Genomic DNA, 23,007 nt, shown 5'->3' on the forward strand with positions numbered 1-23,007 from the left:
GTAGCGCTGTTGCCCGAACCTCAGGTTAGAATTTGGCTGAACTCGGATCGGAGCCGAAAATAGCTTTAACGGCATACAGAATCATATGCGCCGAAAACAATCAAGTTAGCAGGACGTTGCGGTGTATCTACTGTAATGGAGGTCAGCGAAGCTTGGAATTCTACGGTTCTGGCTTTCCCAAGCGGACGAAAGTAGAAATACGGGAGAAGTCACTGTTTAAGAATGAAGCAGGACTTTTCAGTACGAACTCCTTCACAACTCGAGAAAAGTGCGCCTGGTCGTAGTAACCGGCCTCTATGGCCAGTTCTGCGATAGAAGACGTGTCACTTGTAATAAATAAACCGGCCACATGATTGAACTGCACTATACGTGCGAAGTATTTGGGTGGAAGGCCTACAATCTTGCGAAATAGCTTGTTCAAAAAAGGCATACTCGCATCTGCGTCTGAGAAGGCGTCAGTAACACGAATGGTACCATGGCTGTCCTCAATCTGACGTACAGCTTTGTCGATTGTATCTGGCACTTTGCGCGCCATTGGAATGAAAGGTGCTAGAACCTCTTCAAATGCGTTAGGATCAGGCCCATGACGGAGGAAGGCCTTACTCATTGCTGCGTCGATTTCAGGAGCGATACCAGACAAAGGCTCCGCTTTGTTGATTATGCTGGAGCCATCGATGTGAAACAGCTCCCATAGACCCGTTGCAGTCATTTCTGCAGCTACATGACCAATGCCACCATTCCACTGTACTGAAGCCCTTTTGCGGTAGATTTGCCCAGCTAAGATATTGAAAGGCATTGGTTGGGCTGGATACCTTTTATCTTCGACAACAGCTTCTCCAAACCCGCGGAAGATATGACCAAGAACTGGATAACCGGTTGGTGGGGAGTCGATCTCAATCGAGCCTTGATGTTGATCAGCGACATGGAAACTGCGAAAGAAACGAGCAAGTTCACCAGTTGCAGGTATGCGCGAGTACGGTGTCTCCATGTCGACCTCCTTATCGGTTTCGGTTTTTACAATACAGGGCCATTGACGGATGTAAATTGCCTGTTCTGACCTCACAGCTAGGGCTGTGACTGTTTGGTAAGGATGGGACCAACGCATGAAAGATTATCTTTTTGGATTTTCAACGACCCGTAATGCGAACGCTATTGCGCCAGAGGATCGAGATCGATTTCATATCCAGATGATTGAAGCCGATCGGCTGGACACGCGATATTGGTCAGACCATCCCAGGGGAGATTTTCGGAACATCTTGAACCGCATTCTTCAGAGGCTGATGGTTTTGAGGGAATGCCAGACCTTGCTGAACTCAAAGAACAGTTCAGTGCTTTTCTCACTTTCTATCGTGAAGCAAAATCTGAACAGCGGCGTCTGGATCTATCCGATCTGCCGGAGTTGGCTTTTGAGATAGGTGTATCACCTTTGGAGCCAAACCAACGCGTGTTGTTATGGGATGCTGTTGCCGAGAACCTTTGGATCCGAAAGAGCAAGCCTACTGTTGATGTAATCCGAGCGATCTTTATTGCTGACCTGGTGCTGAATGGGCTCGAGGATATTACTCAAGAAGAGCTATCTTCCCAAAAGGTTCAGACAGACCTACGTCGTATGCTCAATGCCCAACTTGTGTTGCCACTACCACTTGATAACAGATCCAAACAGCGACGGCATGGTGTGATCAATGAGCGGCAGCGCGAACTACTGGAGGCTGCACATGACCGGATTATCGCCGGCATTGATAAGCGGCGTCTGTCTAGCGCACAAGATGAGCTGTATCTTGCTAAGCTACGTTTGCGAGCTGAGACGTTGTCCCGCAATGATAGTTTAGAAGTCGAAACAGAGCGGGGGGCAGGGGAAACAAGCACAATCAATAGATTGGCGGTTCACTCTGAACAGCCGGATAACTCAAATGGGCCAAGAACTGTTTCATCTAGTTTCTTTGAAGGTAATGATATCAGCAAAGTCATGGCGCACATTGCCTCTCCGAGCGTAAAGGCAACGCTTGCGCCTTTCCAAGCGCGAGCATTCACTACTCGGGACCTCGAAGATAGTCTTGATGAAGAGATTGAGATCAACGAGCTGATTGCTGGCGGAGAGCCTGAAGTTGCGCAGTACGCAGCTTTTTATGCATTTGGGACAGAGTTTGCAATTGAAGAGCACATTCCCAAAGGTTCGCTCATACTCAAGAGATGCGCCCATCCTGACGGCGGCTACTTGACCTATATGACTTATTATCATGGGCGAACAGCACCTGTCTTGATAGAGCTATCAGGCCAGATAGTTACACCAAATGGTAGGACAAGATTACAGCCGATCTTCTTGGAAACAGGCGACGATCGTTTCCAAACTTTGCAGCTCACCACAGAGCCGGAAGATGGTTTGTTTTCAGATGTGGAGCTGGCTTTGCGCACAGCTGCACCTGGTGCACCATTGGCTAATCTCGACACGGTGCGGATTTTAAATCAAGTACCACATTTTGATGTGCCTGATTTGACTGAAGCCCCAGTTCTCAGCCAACAGCCACAACCACTGTTCGGAATAAATCGCTTGGGCTTGATTGAGTACCGCAGGGTTGAGCAGGAAACGGCCTGTTATGTCTCCGGTGAGGTCAGCAGGATCGAGTCAATTCCAGCCCGTACGTTTAAGCGCCGGAATACACGAACATTCGCAATGACTGAGTTGGAACAAGACGTCACTCAGGAGATCAGTTCAGAGCGGCAAAGTGAGACCGAAGCCGTTGAAAAAAGGGAGATGCAAAGCCAAGTCCAGGAGACGCTTCGTGAAGAGCAAGGAAAGTCATTCGATTTTGGCACTGGAGTGAGTGTTGAACTACCAGGTGCGGGGTCTTTAACAACGGAAACCGGTTTTAACTTTAACTCTCAATCCTCGAAGGAGGATGCCACAACCCAATCTATACAGTTGCTCGCCAGATCACTCAAAAGGTTGCCGAAAAGATTGTACAGAAAACAACAGCACGGCGTCGATCACTAAGCCGGAAGGAATTTGAAGACATTGTCGAACAAGGCTTCGACAACCGGATGGGTGATGATCATGTCATTTGCGTGCATCGTAGTGTCGATAAAATCGTAAACAACACACTTGTTAACTATGGCCGCATGGAGGTGATTGAGTTTGAAGTGCCGGAGCCAGCCCGACACTTCATCTCTGCCCAGCAATCGGAGCGGGAAGAACAGCAGTTTACTCACCGTCGACCAAAGCGTCCTCGTTCCATAGGTTTACGTGGCCCCAAGAGTATCAACTTTGGCAACTACCGCAGGTTTGCAAAGACTTACGGCATTGATCTTGATGCCCCACCACAGCGGAAGGTTAAACTAGCTCAAGCTTATGCCGATAGCATGCCGTTGATGGGAGGAGATGAGGAGATCTCTAGTCCTAACCGTGCAGTAGCTTGGAATGACCTGACCGTACCTGAAGGATATGTGGCCACAACAGTTTGGGTTGAAGCCGTTTCCGAGGATGCGCTGCGTGTTGATGGCAATCCATTCTCCGGTGGAGGAGATATTTCGATTTCAGTCGGGAATACCGACTTTCTCAAGTCGTCAGCTTTTGTGGTCCAGGACCTAAATAACCTTGAAGGTACTGTACCAGTTTCGGTTATGGCTAGAGGGGCAGGGGCCTTTACTGTCCAAGTAACAATCGAATGTAAGCTTAAGCCGCGCCACTTCTTTGATTGGCAGATGAAGTCCTTCACCAAACTGATGGAGGCTTATCGGAAACAGAAGGCTGAGTACGACGAGGCACTTGCAGCACACAAGTCAGAAGTAGAAGAAGCTGAAACTCGGGAGAGTGATCTCAATCCTCGTTTCCGCAGACAAGTAATGGAACGTGAGCTCAAACGGTTATGTATCTCGATGATTGCAGACCAACTAGAGATAGACATCACGGCCAATCACTATGGAGGTGCACCCGAAGGAGATCTGCCACCAATCAATTTTGGTCCTTCTTTGGATAAACATGCAGAACTGGTCCGTTTCCTTGAACAGGCAGTGCATTGGAACCTGATGTCTTACATGTTTTATCCGTATTTTTACGCAGATAAAGAGCGTTGGCGCGAGAAATTAAGTATGGAGGCCACGCGGGACAGGTTGTTTGCAGCTTTTCTTTCTTCTGGCATGGGGCGCGTGGTGGTTCCAATCCGGCCCGAGTTTGCAAGCGCTTTTGGTTACTTCTTGGAAACCGGCATTCCATGGTTTGGTGAAGGTCTCGTGATGGATAGCCAAGATGATCATTACCTATCACTTGCAGATGAGATCATGACGGGCAACCATGATGAAATTATCGAGGATCGCTGGCAAACTAAGTTACCAACGAACTTGACCATTTTGCAGGATGCCGCCTCTGCCATGATTGGTGAAGGACTTCCTTGTGAGATTGATGAGAACCGTATCGGTGCAGGAAACAGCCGCCTCAGTCCGGTGCTTCCGCCTGTCGAAGGCGATGGTAGCGTGGAGTAGCGTCTATGCGTCATCCAGATCCAAGTGTGCAGTGGTTTGCTAGGAAGTTGGCCCGCGTCAAGTCTGATATTGGGCAAGTCAAAGTAACTAAGGGCCCTGGGACAACGCGCTCTGTTGGCCACTTAGTGGTAACTCGAAACAGTGAGCATACAGTTCCTCATTTTTGGGGGCTGAATGACGCTATGGGGATGAAAGAGGGGGATCATGTTACCTTTTCCAACCAGTTTGAGGTCTTCCTATCGAGAAGTGGTATTCAGCTTGCCGCTCTGGCAAGTGCACAAGAACCAAGCCCCCCCAGTAAGTCAATTATTCTGGTCGAGGTCGAAGACCCCGATCAGCCGGACCTGACATCGGGTCGTTATTTTAACATCATAGCAGCACCTGGGCATGAGCTGGCTGACTTTCGCAATGATACAGTGTTTGTCGCTGGCATTCTTGGGCGGGCTCTTGGTGTTAACAGGGACGGATATAATGAACTGGTAGAAAATGCTTTTGCTGGTGGCTCTGCTGTGCAGTTCTACAGTTTTCGTGACCTGGTAGATGCCGCTACACAAAAGCTGATTGGTCTACTTAAGCCTCTGGTCGATAAACTTGCTAAGGTTTTTCAAGACGGAACGATGCCTGCCGAACTTTGGGATCCAGATTTAATGCCTAAGGATTTCCAGAAGCTCATCTCTCAACTTGGAGTGCAGTTAGACAGTGCAATTGCTGACAAGTTAAAAGCATTGGAAGCGATACCACGTCTGGCTGTTGTCGAGGAAATTCGGGGGTGGATTGGGGCTGGTGCCATCTCAAGTTTTCTAGATCAACTGGCCCGTATTGAAGACCTTTGGAATGACACACTGGACTTCCTGACAGATGCAGTCGTGTTTGTTAGAGAAGCGATCCCAAAGAGTGAAGATGTCATCGGTACGACCATAGGTTATCTCTGTGGGCTTTGGGATGGTGTCATTCAGGCTGCAGCGGGCATTTTTGAGACTGTTTCACTAGGACTTGTTCTTCTGAAAGCGTCTATTGCTGCTCGTCAAAACACAGCTGAAACCGCTCAGTTTGTTACCGAAGCTTTCGATGAGATCATCCAAATTCTCAGCCGGATTAAATGGCGAAAAGTCTGGCATATGATTGAAAAAGATATTTGGCCGTTAATGTCAAAGTTCTTCGATGCAGCAGCTGATAGCCTTGCTCATACAGTTACCCGTAGTCCAGCAACTGTCGGCTACTATACTGGTTACATGGTTTATAATATTGCTGAAACCTTCTTCCCGCCCTTAAAGCTAATGGCCTTGCTCGAGCAATCAAAGCAGCTGACTTGACTGCAGCATTTTCTAGGAAGTTGAGCTGATGACCAAAGGGGGCAAAGTAACCAAGAAAGTAAATTCCCGCAAAAAGGGGAGGGGAAGGCGTCCTGCTAACTTTGTTGAGGTTGTGGCAATGACCATGCAAGGTGTCGAAGAGATTGTAGGTCCGGATGGTACCAAAATCGTGAACATGGCTGGGCAGCATTTTCGCTTAATTTTGCTCGGTCTCAAGGGACTTCGTGATTTGTCTGTCAAGCTTGTTCGTGTGGGGACTGGGCCAGCGGTGCGCCGCATTATGCCGGGTGGAAAAGAGATCCCTCGCATTGTCCGGCGAATGAGTAAAGATGCCATACCCTACGAGAAGATGACCTATGAGACCCGGCTAACTGGCGGTATCCGAGAGGCTATTGGTTGGCTCACCAAGGACCGTGCTGTTGTAGTAGAGCTTGGTGGTTATATCGGGAAGTTTCCCGGTGGTGGGTCGAAGTTTCGCAAAAAGGCTGATTTTTCTAAGAAGCATTTGAAAAGAGCGGGTAACAAGGCAGTTGGAAAGTGGAGATTGCGTCGCCGTAACCCGAAGACAGGCAAAATGGAGAGTTACCAAAGATCTCACCTTTGGGGGTTTATTTTTGGTGATGAAGCGCGTGATGGCATTATGTATGCCCCGGCTGAGTTCAACCAGTTCTGGCAATCTAAACGGGTAGAAGCCAGAATTAGAGAACTTGCAGAGCAGGCAACAGCATTGAAAGGTAAGTTGGTGCTGCGCGCACGAGCCGAAAGCTACTCTCCAGGAGAACTTGCAGCTGCTGCACGCGGCACAGCCTCAGCTGGCCAATCGGTTCGCGCAGGGCAAGGGGAGTACCTGCTCAAAAAGGTCACTTATGAGTTGATGATAGAAAGTCCGCAAAAACCGGGTATTTTCCAACCTTTCACAGAACTTGTCTTTGAGATTCCTCCCCCCTGGCGCCCAGGAGATAAGCTTAAAATGCCATCTCTTGATAAAGATCTGCCGAGGCTCTCCACTGAACTCTTTTAGGAGATGGTTTTAAGGATCTGATGAACGAAGATGCTGGGTTCAGGAGTGGGGCAGCAAGTTGGCCTCGTCGAGGTTGTACTCGGTTTGGCTAAAAAATTGATGCTTAACTGGAAGTGAGAGCAGACGTTTGGGAGTAATGGTGGCTGCCAGTTTTGCTTTGGAGCCTCCCATCAGTATTACTTAGCAGAGGAGGGGGGGAGTTGGCTAAGTGAAGTGCAAATTTTATACTTAAAGGCGATTAATGACCATTAAATAGCAAATAAGCTATCTTGTTTTCGTGCTGCTACAATCGTGATACTTTGATGGTCATTCGGCTCTGGGTATCAGGAATTATGTAGCATTTATGCGCTATTAACGCCATAGTGATGTGTAAGGTAGCAAAAATGAAACATAATTTATCACACGATGTGCCTATATCTACTCTCTTAGCTGATTTAGGTTCCTAAACCTCTTGCCACCGGTGCTAAAGCTAATTTTCGTTTATAGTCAGACCGCTTTATTGAAAAACGTTGTTTCGCTATGATGTCAGGAGGCCTTTGACATCATCTACACCGATTAGGGGGCGTCCTTCGTCATAAATGTATTGGATTGGGATGTGCGAGGCTGCAGCTCAGTTGATCTGAAATTGGGCTCGAGTTCGTTGAGATAGGCTCACATTGTCTAGAATGAATGCCATTACTGAGAATGTGAGGTCTTTGGGAAAGTTGGGCTATAACCTAGTTGTCGGACTTAGCCGAAATGCAAGCGTACGCAAAGGCTACAAAGTGTTTGGTGACCAGTTGCGGACAGATGCAGGTGTTCAACGCATTCTCAGCTAGGGCGAGGTTTCAACTGTAAGTCAATGTCTCTAGGCTTAAAATGGAGGCAGTAAGCAAGGCCTCATTAGTTGGACAGTTTCGTCTTCAGGTTAGTTCCGGAGTGCTTTTAGCCAGCAGAGCTTCTTTCATGCGACTAGGCGTAAATAGGCAATTGAGCGGATCATCACAAAGAGGCACTGCTCCAAGGTGCTGGTAATATTTAGACATTTTTTCGTTCTTGGCCTCAACAAATAAGCCCAATCCACCAACTTCATTAATTACGTTTAGTGTGCGCCGGAAAGCGTCGCTTATCAGGATGAAGCTGAGTTTTTTACCTTGATATTCTTGATCAATAGCGATGCGTGCAAGCAAAAGAGTGGGAGCTGTGGAGGGCAGGCGTCTGAGTGAAGAGGGCGGGAGCATGGAAGTGTCGAACTCTTTCATTGTCAGAGTGTAATAGCCAACGATTTTGTCCGGGGCGCTTTTGGCTGATAGGATATATGTTCGAGAAAGGTTCTTGGCCTCAGCTTGAGAAGCGGTTTTTTGCAAAAAAGTATTCAGTGCAGGCTCGCCGCATTCAAAATTTGCCCTTTCAAAGCTCTTCTTGTTCTTAGCATTCAGTCTGACTAGTTCCACCATCACGTTTTATCGTATGCCTCATTAGCCTGTGCAGCCCATACATCATATCTATCATGTGGTTGAACAGGTTGATCAAGAAGATCCAGTGCATGTTGCATTTGCGCTCGGGTTAGAGTGAGTTTGGTGGCTCTTAATTCTTTTTCCAATTTATCTAATGCCTTTTCGATCGCCTCTGTGACGATTTCAGTCGCATTTTTTCCAACTGCATCAGCGACGTGATTCAATCGGTATTTTAGATCACCTGAAACTCGAAAATTCAAACGCTCGCTCTTCGTTCTGACTACTGAAGTGTTTGAGGGCACCGATTTATGAACTCCAGTAGCGCTGCTTCTAGCTCCGTAAGACTCGCTAGATTTGGCTGCACCACGCTTCTTTGAGGTGCCCCATTCCGTATCTTGCTTCTTAGCTGAACCCATAACAAACTCCATGCCTTGAGCTGCGATAATGTGCATCCAAATGGTGTACAAGTCAATCTTGAGATTGCGTACTTCATTGCAGACTTTGGTTCCTAAATCTCCAGATCAGTTGAACACGAAAAGAGAAGTTTTGCTTCTTAGTTGGACGTTTCACGAGGCAGGCAAGTGCTACATAATCCAGTATCTTTATATCGAAGGTCTGACATAGCTTCCTTTGCTGAACGCAGAGTGTCGAAGCTGGTCCAACTGGTAGAGCCTGCTGCGTTCTTGAGCTGGCTTTTCCGCCCTTTGCCAATGTTGCAACTTGAACAATGAGCTTCATTTGCAGTTAGAGCTTTGTTAGGCAAAGTAATGGTTCGGGTAGGGAGCTTGGTCACAGACTTGCCAGGTGCTGCGTCCTTACTGGTGGCAAATATTACAAGGAGAAGCCACCAATGATTAGTAACAAGGGCCGTTCGCGAATAGCCGGCAGCACTATCCTGATGCTTGTAGGACTGATGGCAAGTAGTGTGTCAGCTGAAAATGGCGCAGTTATCTCAAAATCATTCTGCAAATCTTACTCAAACGCTGCAAGCCTTTTCTGGGCTACTGAGAGCAGGAGCGTTGCAAATATCTATTACATAAACTCCACCGATATGAAGGGCACGATCCGAAAGATTGCTGGCGACAAGGACTTCAATAAACTTGAAAACCTAATCGTTTCGGCGCACGGAAGTTGCCAAAAAATTGCCGGCTTCAAGAATGACGAATTTGTAGGTTACCTGAAAAGTGCACGTTTAGGTCAAACGAGAGCGCTTAAGAATCTGGCTTACTTATCCTGTAATGCAGCAAGTACTGGTGAGAATGGCTCAAGCCTTCTTGATCTAACACGTTTAGAAATGTCCGATGTAGAACGAATTTTTGGATGGCTTGGCAAGGGCCATCTGGCAGGAAATGGTGCCGGAAAATTTGAAGATGCAATTTACACGTCAAGCGCTAGCAGTGAGGCTGTAAACTATCTGGCTGGTACAGAGAACTTTAACCCAAGGGACGCCATTGCATCCTATTATTGGGAGACCCGAAGCAATCCTGATCTGGATAATAAATCGTTCAAAAACTATTGTGAAGATTTGGTCGCAGATGAAAAACATTCGGACTTTGAAAGTAATTTCCTTAAGCTTATCAAAAAGATAAATAAGGTCTACATGAAGGAAACCCACTTCTCGAATGATATGACATTCTTTGCATGGGTTTATGAGTTTCTTGGTGCTGGTAACAAGCCTGTTGTTTGCGGTGAAAACGTAGATGGCGATCAAGTTCAGTGTAGTCAAAAAATGGTCGACTTGCCGAAATTTTGACGTTTTGCCTTTATGAGCCTGGCTCTCACTAGCCGGTATCAGCGGCCTGTGTCCTCAGGCTCATAAACTGCTCTTTTGTTGGGCTTGGGCTAGTCTGGCCGCTAGTTAACACCCAGGTCAGCGGCCTGATCATGCACATATCTGGCTTTTGTTTTCCAGCTCTCCCATGAACCCGATTACTTGGCCGTCAAAAGCCAGCATTTTCCCAAGTTCTTACAGAGTAGGGGGCAACTTATGCCTCCCCGCCATTCTTGTAGCCGATCTTTCTTGTACCTACAGAGTTCCAGAAAAATGCTATTAAGAAAGGGAGGCTAAAGAAGCCGATTGAGGCTTGGATACCTGCCCATGGTCTTGACCCGGGACATGGGGAGTATTCGCCATAGCCGACTGTGGTCGTCGTAATTGACGAAAAGTAGACAAGTTGGAGAAATTCACCGCCTTTGATACCATGTTCTGGCCCTACGATTCCAGTCACACCATAAATGACTGCAAACGTAAGGATGAAGAAGCAGTATAAAAATAGCAGGCTCACAAAATTTGTCACAGGTGTTGTCCGTTCATGCGTCAAACACTTGTAGACCAAATAAATCATCAATAAGATTCCTGCCAATAATAGAAATGCGCTCATTAATAATGGAGGGTAGGTATAATCAGTCTTTACGCAATATTTGATATTGTTATGTATATTATTTACATTTATGATGTAATCAGCTCCTAATGTGCTGATTATGATGAGTATAATCTTTGAAGTGATGAAAGTAGGTATCTCATATTCTTCTGGTATTGCTCTGATTTTATTTGTCATGAATGTGTAAATGAACATATTTTATTGACTTACCTAATTGCTCTGTTGAATTGCGTGTGTATTTTACATGTACTTTAAGTTATTTTTTGGCTCCTGAGTTGGATAGTTCCCGCGAAGCCCAAGTTGAGAAAATGTAACGCTGAAAGAGATTTCTTGCAAAGATATGAGCTAGAAGACCAGTGCACGCAGCCAGGAACATTCTGATGCCGATATGCCACTAGGGCATCGGACAGATGGTGATATCAGTAGCAGTATTAGCAGCTGTGAGAACCCAATTTGGCATGAGTACCTCATACTGAGAATGTGAGTTGTTTGGCAAAGTCGGACCATAGCCGCCCAATCGGATTTAGCCGAAATTTAGACCGGTGAGCCTTTTGCGGACGTTAGTCGGAGTTCAAGCGTTAGCAAATGCAGCAAAGTGCTTGGATGACCACAAGCCGACATTGGCTACGATGCTGAATGCCAATAGCCAAAGTTTAACTTCAACTCACGAGTGCTTTTGATCACTTGCTGTTATGAGCATGGAAACCAAAACTCCAATACATCATTCGTTTCGTAACAAGGGTTGAGTTTGCTCATCTCTGACCAAACCCAGCCCAATAACAAAAGGCTTTCTAAAAATCCCAATCTTCATCCTCAGTGGCAATGGCTTTGCCGATGACGTAGGAGGAGCCGGAGCCGGAGAAGAAGTCGTGGTTTTCGTCGGCGTTTGGTGAGAGTGAGGCCATGATCGCAGGGTTTACCTGGCAGATAGCTTCAGGGAACAGGCCTTCGAAACCCAGATTTTGCAGGGCCTTGTTGGCGTTGTAATGCAGGAAGTGTTTGACATCCTCTGTCAGACCAAGCGGATCATAAAGATCCTCGGTGTATTTGGTCTCAAGATCATAAAGATCAAACAGCAGAGCGAAGGCGAAGTCCTTGATCTCTGTTCGCTCAGCCTCTGACAACCGCTCCAAACCACGCTGGAACTTGTAGCCGATATAGTACCCATGCACCGCTTCATCTCGGATGATCAGACGGATCAGGTCTGCGGTGTTTGTTAGCTTTGCTCGGCTGGACCAATGCATAGGCAGATAGAAGCCGGAATAGAAAAGAAAGCTCTCCAGAAACACGCTGGCGATCTTTTTCTTTAATGGACTACTGGTTGCGTTGTACTCCTCCAGGATCAAGCGGGACTTGGACTGCAGGAACTCGTTTTCTTCTGACCAACGGAAGGCATCATCCACCTCAGCTGTGCGGCACAAGGTGGAGAAGACAGAAGAGTAAGAGCGGGCGTGGACGGCTTCCATGAAGGCGATGTTGGTGAGTACTGCCTCCTCATGGGGTGTCACAGCATCGGCCATGAGTGTTGGAGCACCAACTGTATTCTGGATGGTGTCCAGCAACGTCAGACCGGTAAAGACGCGAATAGTGAGTTGTTGTTCTTCTGGAGTGAGCGAAGCCCAACTTTGCACATCGTTGGACAGCGGAACTTTTTCCGGCAGCCAGAAATTGGAGGTCAGGCGGTTCCAGATCTCAAGATCTTTGTCGTCCTGTAGCCGGTTCCAGTTCACCGCTTTGGCCACTGGATGAATGGCGCTATGTAAGGTCATATGAAATCCTCAGATCTTAGAGCGAACAGGCCACGCAGCCCTGAACTTCAGTGCCTTCCAGTGCCATTTGGCGCAGGCGCACGTAGTAGATTGTTTTGATGCCCTTCTTCCAGGCGTAGATCTGGGCTTTATTGATATCGCGGGTGGTTGCTGTGTCCGGAAAGAACAGCGTTAGCGATAAGCCTTGATCCACGTGCTGAGTGGCGGCGGCATACGTATCGATCAATGCTTCTGGTCCGATCTCGTAGGCATCACGATAGTACTCCAGATTGTCATTGTTCATGAACGGTGCCGGGTAGTAAACGCGGCCAATCTTCCCCTCTTTACGGATCTCAATTTTGGAAACGATGGGGTGGATGGAGGACGTGGAGTTGTTGATGTAACTGATTGATCCGGTTGGAGGCACAGCTTGCAAGTTGCGGTTAAACAAGCCGTCCGTCATCACCGCTTCTTTCAAAGTCATCCATTCCGCGCGGGTTGGAATATGAATGCCGAACTTCTCAAAAAGAGCCGCAACCCGCTCTGTGTCCGGAAGCCAATCCTCCTCAACGTATTTGTCGAAGAACGCTCCCGAAGCGTATTGGCTATCCTCAAACCCCTTGAAGCTTGCACCACGTTCTCGCGCGAGAGCATTTGAAGCACGCAGGCAGTGATAAAGCACGGAACAGAAGTAGATGTTTGTGAAGTCGATAGCTTCCGGACTGCCATAATGAATGAGTTCACGTGCCAGGAACCCGTGCAGGTTCATCTGTCCAAGGCCGATGGCGTGGCTTTCATCATTGCCACGGCGTACAGATGGTACGGAGTCGATGGCACTCATTTCAGACACAGCCGTTAATGCACGGATTGCGGTTTCAACGGTCGAGCCAAGGTCTCCACCATCCATGGCCCTTGCGATGTTGAGAGAGCCCAGGTTGCAAGAGATGTCAGAGCCAAGGTGGGAATAAGACAAATCATCCTTAAAGATGCTGGCTTCATTCACCTGCAGGATCTCTGAGCACAGGTTGGACATGTTGATGCGACCGGAGACCGGATTAGCCGCATTCGCAGTGTCTTCAAATAGAATGTATGGGTAGCCACTCTCAAACTGGATTTCTGCTAGCAATTGGAAGAAGTCACGAGCCCGCATCTTTTTCTTGCGGATCTTCGGGTTATCGACCATCTCACGGTACTTCTCCGTTACGGAGATTTCAGAGAATGGTACGCCATAGACTTTCTCAACATCATGCGGCGAGAACAGGTACATTTCTTCGTTCTGTTTGGCGAGTTGGAAGGTGATGTCCGGAATAACCACGCCAAGAGACAAGGTCTTGATGCGGATCTTTTCATCTGCGTTTTCGCGTTTAGTGTCGAGGAAACTCAGAATATCCGGGTGGTGTGCATTCAGATAAACCGCACCAGCACCCTGGCGTGCGCCCAGTTGATTGGCATAACTGAAGCTGTCTTCCAGCAGCTTCATCACGGGCACCACTCCAGAGGACTGGTTCTCAACGCCCTTAATCGGCGCACCAGCTTCACGCAGATTGGTCAGCAACAAAGCTACACCGCCGCCACGCTTTGACAACTGTAAGGCAGAGTTGATAGAGCGACCAATGGACTCCATATTATCTTCCAGACGCAGCAAGAAACAGGAGATCAGCTCTCCGCGCTGTTTCTTACCTGCATTCAGAAAAGTCGGGGTCGCAGGCTGGAACCGATTGGAGATGATTTCATCCATCATCCGCATAGCCAGGTCTTCATCACCGCGAGACAGAGCCAGTGCGGTCATCACCACGCGGTCTTCGTAACGCTCCAGATAGCGTTTGCCATCAAATGTCTTGAGTGCATAGCTGGTGTAGAACTTAAAAGCGCCAAGGAACGTTGGGAAGCGGAACTTGCGTTCATAAGCTGCCACAAAAATGGCCTTCACAAAAGCAGGATCATATTGGTCCAGAACCTCTGCTTCATAGTAGTTGTCGCGAACCAGATAAGACAGTTTCTCTTCCAAAGAATGGAAGAACACCGTGTTCTGGTTCACATGCTCCAGAAAGTACTGACGCGCAGCCTGGCGGTCAGCCTCAAACTGAATTTTGCCCTCTGCGTCATAGAGGTTCAGCATGGCGTTCAGCGCGTGGTAATCAAGACCCTGCTGGCTGTTGACCGGTTGCCCTAAGAGTGTTGTTTCCAAAATAATTCTAGCCCCTGACGAACCCGCGCAATGTCTGTTTCCGTGCCAGCAAGTTCAAACTTGTAAAGGCAAGGGCAGTTGCATTTCGCGGCAATAATTGTGCCTGCATGGGCGAAGAACGCCCCAAAGTTTCGGTTGCCGGAGGCGATGACGCCTCGCAGCAAGTTTCGATTGGCCGCATCATTCAAAAATCGGATCACCTGCTTGTGCACCGCCCCCCGCCCTTCGCCATCCGCATAAGTTGGCGAAATCAGCACAAAAGGATGCGTCATCTGAGGCATAGACTCAGAAGCGCGATACGGTATGCGCTCAGCCGACAGGCCGAGGCATTCAACAAAGCGATGGGTGTTTCCGGATGGGCTTGAGAAGTAGACTAGCCCGCTCACGAGATCAGGCGAGCGTGCTTATCTTATCTGGGCGAAAACCAGCCCAGTGTTGATCGCCAGCAACAACAACAGGTACCTGGCGATATCCAAGCTCCTGCACAGCAGCGAAAGCATCAGTGTCCTGAGAAAGGTCAATCACGTCGTAGGAGATTCCGGCACTGTCCAGCGCACGAGTGGTGGCGGTGCACTGCACGCAGGCAGGTTTGGAATATACCGTAATGCTCATGCTTCAAACCCCGTAGCATGGGCGAAGAAGCAAGGATGAGAGGCCAACACTGCTTTGGAACGCAAATGTGCCCGCAACCCAAACAGGCCCTCCGCCCGTGGTTGTTAAAATGTCCCTTGGCAGGTCTCCTGACTTCACAGCTCTAACACAGGCCCTCTACCTTCCCGGAATACGCTCCAGTGGCATAAATGAGAGCCCGCTTGCTGCTTACAGTTGCGGGGGCAGTCCCGGAATCTCACCGGCTTCCCTCTTAGCTTGCGAGTCACCTTGCAAGAACCAAGATGGCTTATATAGTGCATTTGCGTAGGAGGCGGTCAACATATAGAAGTCTATGCACAGCTTATTGTTGTGGAGTTTGCTGTCGCTTCAAAAACTTACAACATCAGGCCATAGCGCTAATTACGTGCTTGAGGCAAGTGAGAGAGTGCTTCACAAGCGCAGAGATATTCTGACAAGCATTCATCATCCGTCCTGCCAAACACCTTGCTTTAGGTACAATTGTCGGTGAGTCAGAGTGTTGCGGAAATATGCATCATGGGAAACGATCACCATAGCTTGTGGCAAGGATAGAAGAGTTTCCGTGAGGCGAGACTGATCAGTTCGCTTATCTGCTTTCCATCTGATCCTCAAGGTGGCGTCTGACTATACTGTATGCCTTTGAAAGGAAACTATTCTGGTATAGTTTTGAGCAATCCGGGCCAGAACAAAGTTCTCTAAAAACCGCCCGCTTTGAACGAACAACACAGAACTTTCGGAGAGACTTGGATCTAACTTGAAGTTCAAGAATCCGATGATTGGCCCTAATGCAGAATCCCCCCATAAGCAAACGACTGCAATTCAGATCATCTCAAGCTTGTATGCCTGTTGCAAGTCACAGGCACCAATATCGGTCTTTATCGGGACAGCAAAGAGTTTGACTTTTACTGACAATGAAACCAACGCAACAGAAATCTAGGGCAGAGTGGCAATTCAACGTCGGGTATATTTATTCTTGATGCATATTGCTAAGTTCAAAGAAGAGTGATCAATAGTTCGGCCATTACAAAGATGAAGTAGCGGCTTCAGAATAAAACGCTGCTTTCACGGTTCGAGTGAGAGTTGGGGGTGCGTATGTTTATTGAAGGTCAGGAATATTCACGCCGGAATGACATTCACGGAGTTTATGGGGGCCAATCTCAAGGAGGGATTTCCACTCCTGCTTCCCATCCTAAGATCTTCATTTTTACCGGAAAGTCAGGCGAGCAGCATGGCTACGCTGATGGGTGGCAGGATTCAGGTGTCTTCCTGTACACAGGCGAAGGACAGCTTGGCGATATGCGCTTCAAGGGCGGCAACCTTGCTATTCGTGATCATGACTGCAATGGAAAGTCATTGTTACTCTTTGAAGCATTAGGAAAATCTAAGCCTGTTCGTTTCATGGGGCAGTTTTCATGTCAAACCTGGGACACGTTTCAAGGAGTAGATCGAAACGGCGACATGCGAGAATGCATTCGGTTTCACCTTGTCCGTTGCGAGCATGATGTAGTGCCGGCTGAAAAGATTGAGGTTGCGACAAATAAAGACACTTCTATAGAACTTCTTAGGAAGCGAGCGTTTGATGCGGCTGTGCCTAAGCAATCCAAGAACTGGAATGATGCACCTCGTGTCTACAGAAACCGCAGCAAGGCGGTTCGCGATTATGTTCTTGCCCGAGCCGATGGTGTTTGTGAGCTAACAGGTAAGCCTGCTCCATTTCTAACGGCCTCAGGGCAACCCTACTTAGAGGTTCACCATACTCGCAGACTTTCAGATGAAGGGCCTGATGACCCTCGTTTTGTGGCCGCAATCTGTCCGACTGTTCATCGAGAAATTCACTTTGGGAAGAATGGTGAAGAGCTAAATCGACAGTTAATTCGGCAGCTTGAAATAATTGAGCCACACAGCAAAGAATGAGAAAGAAGTGGCCATCAGTGTCAAGCTGATCAGATCAGTCCTATGTTAATGTCTCGCTCAGGCTGAAGCTGATCCATAATAAGCCGAATGGCAACAAAGATCAGCCAGCAGTTTTACAGCATCTGCGAACGATTGCGCTCCGGCTAACGTCCGTTAAGAGGCTCGAAAAGTCTCAGGATGCCTGAGACTTTTTTCCTCTCCTACAAGGAGCAAAGCGACGTCAGCTTTGGATGTTAGCCCGTGCGATCATCGCCTTGTTCAATTGACGGAGTTCCTCAAGCATCTGGATGGTTTCGAAAGTTTCATCATTGTACATTTCTACAGATGTTCCTTCGCCACGCACTGACGAAAGAGCTGCTAAAGGTGCGGCTATCGCTTGCCAGGCAGCTGCACCGACTTCATCCATTGCACCACCACCAAGGCCATATTGGAATACGTCCTTGAACATGTCATCTACCGGACCCTCGCCATTTTTGATGCTAGCGTTCAATGATAAGAGCGTATTCCCAAGGCCTATCTTGGTAAACCGCCCGCGTGCCTCAAGATAGGTTTGAATGAGAGACGCACCATCAGGATCCATAGGATCGATGAACGGCAGAAGGCCATCATCGATCATGTGAAAGATGCTATCGGCTTCATCCAGAAGATCTTCGATTTCAGGGCTGTTGATGATTTCCTCGACTAAGTCACTGATCAGAGCGTTTCGTTTGGATTGATAGGCAGAGTCATGATTGATGCTGTCAGGCGTTGCTTCAATCATTTGTCGGAAGTCTTCTATCGATGTGTTTTCCAGATGCTTAGTGACTTTTTCCGCAAATAAACCCGCAAGTCGCGGCACATCACGATCATAGTGATGGTTGATTGTTCCGCTAAGGTAGTCGGCCTCAATCTTGAACTCTTGCTAGGTAGGGCGAAAGAAAGTGCGGATGATAGAACCGTTGCCCCCTCAAGGTTGGTAAGGACAAGTTTGATGACGATGGTTCCGCTTAATTCTTGTTTGGCCCAACGGCTGTTTATTGATCTACCATTACGCATGTACTCGCCATTCCATGCTCTGCTTACTGGGCCATTGGGAGGAGTCCAGCTATTCCTTTCTACCCGTGCGTGGTACTTTACATTGCCCATTGAACTGGGAAGTCAGGCTCATACCAATGCTCTTTCAACTGCGAAGGATCGTATTCGGCCTGCAAGGTCAGTTGACCTGAGAGTAGCATCAGTACGTAAGTTGTTGGAAGACGTTCAAACCATGCGATGGGGATCTGGATATATTGCGGACGCGGGCCATCGTAGCCGGTTGGCATTGCTTTGAACTCGCTCAACCTTTGATGTAAGCGCTGGAGTTGAAGGACAGGGAGCTGTGCCGCGTTGCGCACGGTGTCCACTTTCGTCTGGCGATCTGGAGCTCAAAGTGATGTTGGACCGATGAGAACGCTTGCTTGTATTCCGTTTTTCCAGACCCAGCCACACCCCTGATGGCGTCGCGCAACGGTTCCAAAGGTGCGGTTGCACCATATAGCGCTAACGTTGCATCGCGAGAACTATCGTCAGCCGGTTTGCCCGGCAAGGCTATTTCGCCAACTGGACCAAGAAGGAAGGGATCAAATCCATTCATTTCCCCACTTCGTTCAGTGACGATATGCATATGCAGCCGTGTGATTTCTGAGCGGATTTCGTTCGAGATGCGCAGCAAGATATCAAAGAGAGCAATGGCGTAATCTACGTCGACTTCAGCTTGTCCCAAGTTGTAACGAAGATCAAAGATCGCTGTTCGGTAGCGAAGGATTTCTCTTCCGTTACCGATCAACTCGATAAGGTCGGCTTCGGTATTCACCGCGCTGGAGGCTGCACCGGGCAGGGGATAGTGAAACTCAGGGAAAAGCAAGACAAGGCTGCGATACGATAAAGCGCACATCTGGAATACTTCTGGCGCAAGGATTGTTGGTGTAACCGTATCGGTAGCATCCAATGTAAAAAAACTTACAAAGCTGGGATTCAGCGGGCGTCCGTCCGGCCAATGATCACGTCCACGATAGTTTGTACTGGCTGCTAGCGAAACCGCGTTTGTTGGTGTGCTGCGATCCTGTTCAAGGTAGAAACGACTAACGATGCGTCCATTTCTGTTGATCCAAGGCAATAGGTTTCGTGGTCCGCGTTCACGATATGTATTGGCGTCGTAATCGTCTGCGCCATCTCTTTGACGTTCGATGATCAACTTATCAACTTCACCAAGAACGCTGCCCTCGGCGAGATTGATAATATCGCGCCGTATAGCCCGCTGGCCTTCGAGGATGTTGCGTAAATCTCGTCTCAGAATTTCCTCGACCCGTCGCAGGATCCTGCGCTGCTGTGTGGCGGAAATGGCAGTTTGTCGTTGAAGTAAGCCAAGCTGGATGGAGATGTCTGTGAGATGATCGTCCAGGCGGTCGAAGCGTTGATGCATTTCCCGGCGGATTTTTCGAACTTCGCCATAGACTTCGCTTAAAGACTTCATGATTTGTTCGAGTGCCTTGGCAACTGGGTCAGGCTTGCTTGAAGAAAAAAGTGAAGCCGCGGCCGAAAGTACGCCTGTATAGGCAGCAAAAGCAGACATCGCGCCGATTTGAGAGAATTGAAGGGCGATAGTTGTCGAGCGGATCATGCCAATCAACTCAATGGCCTGAAACATTTTGGCAGTTGCTTCCGATTGCATGCCAAAAGCATCAAAGATATTGCTGAGCCCGCGGAAGAAGGAATGCTGTTCTTGAATTGCGGCGTTTCGAATTTTGAAAACTTCATCGCGGGAGAGCTCGGATGACAGTTTAGCGCCCAAGGTCTGGCCCAGTTTGCCATTGGCCAGGTCGCTTTCGTGCCCCCAATCAAGGTCGGTCAGATCGAACTCTAACTGAGTGTCCTCATCAAATAAGGACCAGTGTTCGACTTGCTCGTTCGAGAACGTGACGCTGTTGGCATCGATCGCGCTCTGTCCGGAAATGTTGATCCCTAAGGTGGCTTGACCATGGCGGCGTTTCATTTCGGCAGCGTTCTGCTCCCACTGATCAAGCAGTTCAGTGGGAAGCTCCATGCTGGCATATCGTTCAGAATAGTCGAACCAGTCGGCTATGCTCTCAAACACATTCTGGGCAAGAGTTGGGTTTTGTTGGCTTGTTTGCTGTTCGAAGAATGTTGAAACTCCGAACCGGTCGAGTGCCCCGGTGAATGAGCCCATTCCCTTTTCCGGCATTTTAGATGAGATCTGGGCGAAGGCAGCACCTTGCATCGTGAACTCCGCATCGACGGGGTCAAAACCGACCTGATGCGGCTTGAGGTGGCCACCAGCGCTGATACTGTCAAGAAATATGTTGGAGTACCGCTTGACCTGGTCATAAGCCTCTCCTGCAACTCCAGCTGCCAATCCAGCCTGCCGGCTAAACAGAACCTGGGTCATTGCGGTGATTTCCGCTCCGACAATGAAATGCTGGAACTTATCAAATCCAGGCCAGTTGGTCGTTCCGGGGTTGTTATCGACGAACCTTTTTACCTTCCACCAGCGTTCCCGATCTTTAGCGCCCTCAAGGTTGCCCACGTTGCGCCCCAAGAGCCTGGCCATAGGATTTATAACGCGATGTTGGAAGGATCCGCGCCATTGCAGCGGATCTTGTCGATCGGCCAATGCCATTTCTGCCATTAAGCGATCAGGTTCCAGAACACCGGCATCAATAAGATCTCGCAGTTTTTGATTGGCAGTTTGAGTTACAGATACAGACATTTCCCACCTTCAATGGATGCAATCAAAGCTTCCCAAACGTTAGTAACTTTAAGGGGGGAGCGGCAAGACATTTGTCGTACATCAAGGCCGATGTGGGAGAGTAATGAGCTTTCATACTGACAAGCACCTCTAGCAGTGCAACCCAGCTGCTACGAGATATCTGCCATAAAATAGAGTTACATGTTGGCCGAAACGCATTTGCTTTCAGTCGCAACGCTCATCTGGCTTTAGGTCTGCGCCATTGTTTGCAGGATGCGCAGTAGGAGTTGGACTTCTTTCACTCATTCTGACGATGAACTACTGACATCTCCTGGGCGTCCACACATGCGTGTTGGGTCCAATTGGGGCTTGAAAGAAAATTCTACAAAGCAAATGATGCAATAAAATAATCTACTACGTACCCAGAGTAAGGTAGATTTATTGAAGATGATTCGAAGGTAAAATTAAAATGACGGGACTTAAATTAACTGAAGTACTCAATAGATTCAAATTATGATAAGTATCACAATGGAAAGATGTAAAATAATTCATCTAAATCTATGTTGACTCATATGTACTACTTGTTTTGAATGTAATTCATACTTCAATGAATACAAAAAAGTGAATTGTGCAATTTATAGGTGTAAAAATGTCATCTAGTGCTTTGAGTAATTCCCATCTGGTTCAAATAAGCGAGATTGCAGGTATTGGAGAGGCCAGATCTCAAGCAAAAATTGTAACTGGAAAGCTAGCTGACAGCTTTGCTGACGATCAAAAGATTCAAAAAAAACACTCAGATTTGCTCTCAGATTCATGAAAGTTTTTGCGCCGTAACAGATAGGCGTTTCATGACTGACAGCGCCACTGCGCGGTGAGTTGTGAGCATGTGTTGAGTTTTACTTTTTTACTTTTCCAAGGCCATTTCCCTTGACTTCAAACATCGATGATATTCTCCCTCTGTCGTCCTTACAGGAAGCCTTGCTCTTGCGGACGATCGAATATCCAGATGACGATGCTTATCTGGAAGAAGCGGTTGTACGCTTAAAACATCCCATAAATGTGGATCGGCTCCGCAATGTCCTCATAGCCTTATTCGATAGGCATGCCGGGCTTCGTGCGCGCTTCCATTGGGAAGGATTGAGCCGTCCTGTACAAATGATCTTAAAGCCAGATGGAACAGCACCTTTCAGTGTCATTGATGTGTCTGGCAAAAAAAACTGTGATCTGGAAAATGCGCTTCAAGGATGGTTGGACAAGAGCAGAAGCAGCAATGATATTGCGCGTGCACCTATCCAGATTTGCCTAGTGCAAGGAAAGAAGAGTGCGGCGCTTGTACTATCATGCACCACATCCTTCTTGATGGCTGGAGCCTTGCTATTTGCTTGAAGGAGATCTTTGAGGACTACTCAAAAGGGTTCGAGTGTACTCCGGAAAGGCTGCAGACCTCGCCGAAATCTCTCCTGCCGTCCAAAGACGCAATCCGACATGATGGCGAGTTTTGGAAGACTAACCTTCAATCTGCTGAACCTTCTTTTCTTATGGCATCAGGCACTCAGCCTGAACCGTGTGAAGCTACTTTAGTTAAAGAACAGCACACTAAAGAACTCGACTGTATTTCTCAGATTACCCGCTTCTGTTCGACTGTGTCGGTGACACCAGCTGCATTGTACTACACTGCTTGGGGGCTACTTGTTCAAAGGTGGACGCATAGCTTTGAAGCATTGTTCGGTACGGTCTTTTCGGGTCGGAGCGCTGCCACCGTCAACTCAGATAAGACGGTTGGCATGTTCATCAACACCCTGCCGATACGGGTCGCGTTTGAGGGTTCCGATCGGGTTGATGAAGCCGTTCTGGCGACACAGACGCATATCCAAGATTGCTCGCAACATCAATCGGCTTCGCTAGCGGATGTCACGAAATTAGTCAATCCAGGTGCGCGAGGACGAGTTTTCGACTCGCTGTTTGTAGTTGAAAATTATCCATTAGACCCAGAGCTCCTTAGTAGCTCATCGGACCTAGTTCAAGCCGTGTCGTTAGATGAAACAACTGAGTTTCCCGTCACAGCAACAGTGCTCGAAATGGATGGGAAACTGCGGCTTGAGGTAACTACTCGGGACGTGCGCTCGCAAGGATTAGCAAGAACGTTCGCTGACCTGTGGTCTTGCCTGTTAGAACA

The 23,007-nt window shown here is 48.2% G+C and carries 18 protein-coding genes, 1 pseudogene and 1 riboswitch; of the genes and pseudogenes, 8 read left to right on the forward strand and 11 right to left on the reverse strand.

Features of this window, described 5'->3' with window-relative positions:
• Positions 1–160: 160 nt before the first annotated feature.
• Positions 161–988, reverse strand: coding sequence for a helix-turn-helix domain-containing protein (locus JCM12308_RS25500; protein WP_054785531.1), 828 nt, complete (start codon positions 986–988; stop codon positions 161–163).
• Positions 989–1,294: 306 nt separating this feature from the next.
• Between JCM12308_RS25500 and JCM12308_RS25505 the strand changes: the two genes are divergently transcribed.
• From JCM12308_RS25505 to JCM12308_RS25520, 4 genes are all read left to right on the forward strand, one after another.
• Positions 1,295–2,992, forward strand: coding sequence for a hypothetical protein (locus JCM12308_RS25505; RefSeq protein WP_054785532.1), 1,698 nt, complete (start codon positions 1,295–1,297; stop codon positions 2,990–2,992).
• Between the two features lie 47 nt (positions 2,993–3,039).
• Complete coding sequence (locus JCM12308_RS25510) at positions 3,040–4,476, forward strand: hypothetical protein (RefSeq protein ID WP_054785533.1); 1,437 nt, start codon at positions 3,040–3,042, stop codon at positions 4,474–4,476.
• A gap of 5 nt (positions 4,477–4,481) precedes the next feature.
• Positions 4,482–5,789, forward strand: coding sequence for a hypothetical protein (locus JCM12308_RS25515; RefSeq protein WP_054785534.1), 1,308 nt, complete (start codon positions 4,482–4,484; stop codon positions 5,787–5,789).
• A gap of 118 nt (positions 5,790–5,907) precedes the next feature.
• A complete protein-coding gene (locus JCM12308_RS25520) occupies positions 5,908–6,810 on the forward strand; it encodes a polymorphic toxin type 4 domain-containing protein (RefSeq protein ID WP_164845368.1) in 903 nt (300 codons plus the stop codon).
• A 902-nt stretch (positions 6,811–7,712) separates the two neighbouring features.
• Here the strand turns inward: JCM12308_RS25520 and JCM12308_RS25525 are convergent.
• Both JCM12308_RS25525 and JCM12308_RS25530 read right to left on the reverse strand, forming a co-directional pair.
• Positions 7,713–8,246: a GNAT family N-acetyltransferase gene (locus JCM12308_RS25525; RefSeq protein WP_054785536.1), complete on the reverse strand. Its 534-nt coding sequence runs from the start codon at positions 8,244–8,246 to the stop codon at positions 7,713–7,715.
• Positions 8,246–8,698 carry a type II toxin-antitoxin system TacA family antitoxin gene (locus JCM12308_RS25530; protein ID WP_054785537.1) on the reverse strand — a complete coding sequence of 151 codons (453 nt, stop codon included), beginning with the start codon at positions 8,696–8,698 and terminating at the stop codon, positions 8,246–8,248. The genes JCM12308_RS25525 and JCM12308_RS25530 overlap by 1 nt, the downstream gene beginning before the upstream one ends.
• Before the next feature lie 398 nt (positions 8,699–9,096).
• On the opposite strand from JCM12308_RS25530, the gene JCM12308_RS25535 reads away from it, so the two are divergent.
• Entirely contained in the window at positions 9,097–9,999 is a 903-nt protein-coding gene (locus tag JCM12308_RS25535; RefSeq protein ID WP_054785538.1) for a hypothetical protein, read from the forward strand.
• Between the two features lie 232 nt (positions 10,000–10,231).
• Here the strand turns inward: JCM12308_RS25535 and JCM12308_RS25540 are convergent, their stop codons facing one another.
• From JCM12308_RS25540 to nrdH, 5 genes are all read right to left on the reverse strand, one after another.
• Positions 10,232–10,822, reverse strand: a complete 591-nt coding sequence (locus tag JCM12308_RS25540) for an ion channel (protein ID WP_054785539.1) — start codon at positions 10,820–10,822, stop codon at positions 10,232–10,234.
• 596 nt (positions 10,823–11,418) lie between these two features.
• Positions 11,419–12,396 carry a class 1b ribonucleoside-diphosphate reductase subunit beta gene (nrdF, locus tag JCM12308_RS25545; RefSeq protein WP_054785540.1) on the reverse strand — a complete coding sequence of 326 codons (978 nt, stop codon included), beginning with the start codon at positions 12,394–12,396 and terminating at the stop codon, positions 11,419–11,421.
• Between the two features lie 16 nt (positions 12,397–12,412).
• Positions 12,413–14,563, reverse strand: coding sequence for a class 1b ribonucleoside-diphosphate reductase subunit alpha (nrdE, locus tag JCM12308_RS25550; RefSeq protein ID WP_083417472.1), 2,151 nt, complete (start codon positions 14,561–14,563; stop codon positions 12,413–12,415).
• Positions 14,545–14,949: a class Ib ribonucleoside-diphosphate reductase assembly flavoprotein NrdI gene (gene nrdI / locus JCM12308_RS25555; protein WP_054785541.1), complete on the reverse strand. Its 405-nt coding sequence runs from the start codon at positions 14,947–14,949 to the stop codon at positions 14,545–14,547. Before nrdI ends, nrdE begins: the two co-directional genes overlap by 19 nt.
• Before the next feature lie 4 nt (positions 14,950–14,953).
• Positions 14,954–15,175, reverse strand: a complete 222-nt coding sequence (nrdH, locus tag JCM12308_RS25560; protein ID WP_054785542.1) for a glutaredoxin-like protein NrdH — start codon at positions 15,173–15,175, stop codon at positions 14,954–14,956.
• A gap of 101 nt (positions 15,176–15,276) precedes the next feature.
• Positions 15,277–15,471: riboswitch (cobalamin riboswitch) on the reverse strand.
• 814 nt (positions 15,472–16,285) lie between these two features.
• Here nrdH and JCM12308_RS25565 point away from each other — a divergent pair.
• The gene (locus tag JCM12308_RS25565; RefSeq protein WP_054785543.1) at positions 16,286–17,107 is read left to right on the forward strand and encodes an HNH endonuclease; all 822 of its coding nucleotides are present in this window, start codon (positions 16,286–16,288) and stop codon (positions 17,105–17,107) included.
• Positions 17,108–17,327: 220 nt separating this feature from the next.
• Here the strand turns inward: JCM12308_RS25565 and JCM12308_RS25570 are convergent, their stop codons facing one another.
• The 3 genes from JCM12308_RS25570 to JCM12308_RS25580 form a co-directional block, all read right to left on the reverse strand.
• On the reverse strand, positions 17,328–17,945 hold the full coding sequence (locus JCM12308_RS25570; protein ID WP_128647506.1) for a hypothetical protein: 618 nt from the start codon (positions 17,943–17,945) through the stop codon (positions 17,328–17,330).
• A gap of 274 nt (positions 17,946–18,219) precedes the next feature.
• On the reverse strand, positions 18,220–18,426 hold the full coding sequence (locus JCM12308_RS25575) for a hypothetical protein (protein WP_054785545.1): 207 nt from the start codon (positions 18,424–18,426) through the stop codon (positions 18,220–18,222).
• On the reverse strand, positions 18,423–20,852 hold the full coding sequence (locus JCM12308_RS25580; RefSeq protein WP_054785546.1) for a histidine kinase: 2,430 nt from the start codon (positions 20,850–20,852) through the stop codon (positions 18,423–18,425). Before JCM12308_RS25580 ends, JCM12308_RS25575 begins: the two co-directional genes overlap by 4 nt.
• 628 nt (positions 20,853–21,480) lie before the next feature.
• Here JCM12308_RS25580 and JCM12308_RS28420 point away from each other — a divergent pair.
• Both JCM12308_RS28420 and JCM12308_RS33160 read left to right on the forward strand, forming a co-directional pair.
• Positions 21,481–21,648: a hypothetical protein gene (locus JCM12308_RS28420; protein WP_164845369.1), complete on the forward strand. Its 168-nt coding sequence runs from the start codon at positions 21,481–21,483 to the stop codon at positions 21,646–21,648.
• Positions 21,649–21,815: 167 nt separating this feature from the next.
• A pseudogene (locus JCM12308_RS33160) lies at positions 21,816–23,005 on the forward strand (condensation domain-containing protein); the annotation flags it as partial.
• Positions 23,006–23,007 lie beyond the last annotated feature (2 nt).

Origin of the sequence: Pseudovibrio denitrificans JCM 12308, from assembly GCF_001310815.1 — a bacterium.
Lineage (GTDB): Bacteria > Pseudomonadota > Alphaproteobacteria > Rhizobiales > Stappiaceae > Pseudovibrio > Pseudovibrio denitrificans.

Coding starts and splice junctions, on each gene's coding strand:
- JCM12308_RS25510 (WP_054785533.1), top strand. CDS start 3,040: ATGGGTGATGATCATGTCATTTGCGTGCATCGTAGTGTCGATAAAATC.
- JCM12308_RS25515 (WP_054785534.1), top strand. CDS start 4,482: ATGCGTCATCCAGATCCAAGTGTGCAGTGGTTTGCTAGGAAGTTGGCC.
- JCM12308_RS25540 (WP_054785539.1), bottom strand. CDS start 10,822: ATGTTCATTTACACATTCATGACAAATAAAATCAGAGCAATACCAGAA.
- JCM12308_RS25525 (WP_054785536.1), bottom strand. CDS start 8,246: ATGGTGGAACTAGTCAGACTGAATGCTAAGAACAAGAAGAGCTTTGAA.
- nrdF (WP_054785540.1), bottom strand. CDS start 12,396: ATGACCTTACATAGCGCCATTCATCCAGTGGCCAAAGCGGTGAACTGG.
- JCM12308_RS25565 (WP_054785543.1), top strand. CDS start 16,286: ATGTTTATTGAAGGTCAGGAATATTCACGCCGGAATGACATTCACGGA.
- JCM12308_RS25530 (WP_054785537.1), bottom strand. CDS start 8,698: ATGCACATTATCGCAGCTCAAGGCATGGAGTTTGTTATGGGTTCAGCT.
- JCM12308_RS28420 (WP_164845369.1), top strand. CDS start 21,481: ATGTCATCTAGTGCTTTGAGTAATTCCCATCTGGTTCAAATAAGCGAG.
- JCM12308_RS25500 (WP_054785531.1), bottom strand. CDS start 988: ATGGAGACACCGTACTCGCGCATACCTGCAACTGGTGAACTTGCTCGT.
- JCM12308_RS25520 (WP_164845368.1), top strand. CDS start 5,908: ATGACCATGCAAGGTGTCGAAGAGATTGTAGGTCCGGATGGTACCAAA.
- JCM12308_RS25580 (WP_054785546.1), bottom strand. CDS start 20,852: ATGTCTGTATCTGTAACTCAAACTGCCAATCAAAAACTGCGAGATCTT.
- nrdH (WP_054785542.1), bottom strand. CDS start 15,175: ATGAGCATTACGGTATATTCCAAACCTGCCTGCGTGCAGTGCACCGCC.
- JCM12308_RS25505 (WP_054785532.1), top strand. CDS start 1,295: ATGCCAGACCTTGCTGAACTCAAAGAACAGTTCAGTGCTTTTCTCACT.
- JCM12308_RS25535 (WP_054785538.1), top strand. CDS start 9,097: ATGATTAGTAACAAGGGCCGTTCGCGAATAGCCGGCAGCACTATCCTG.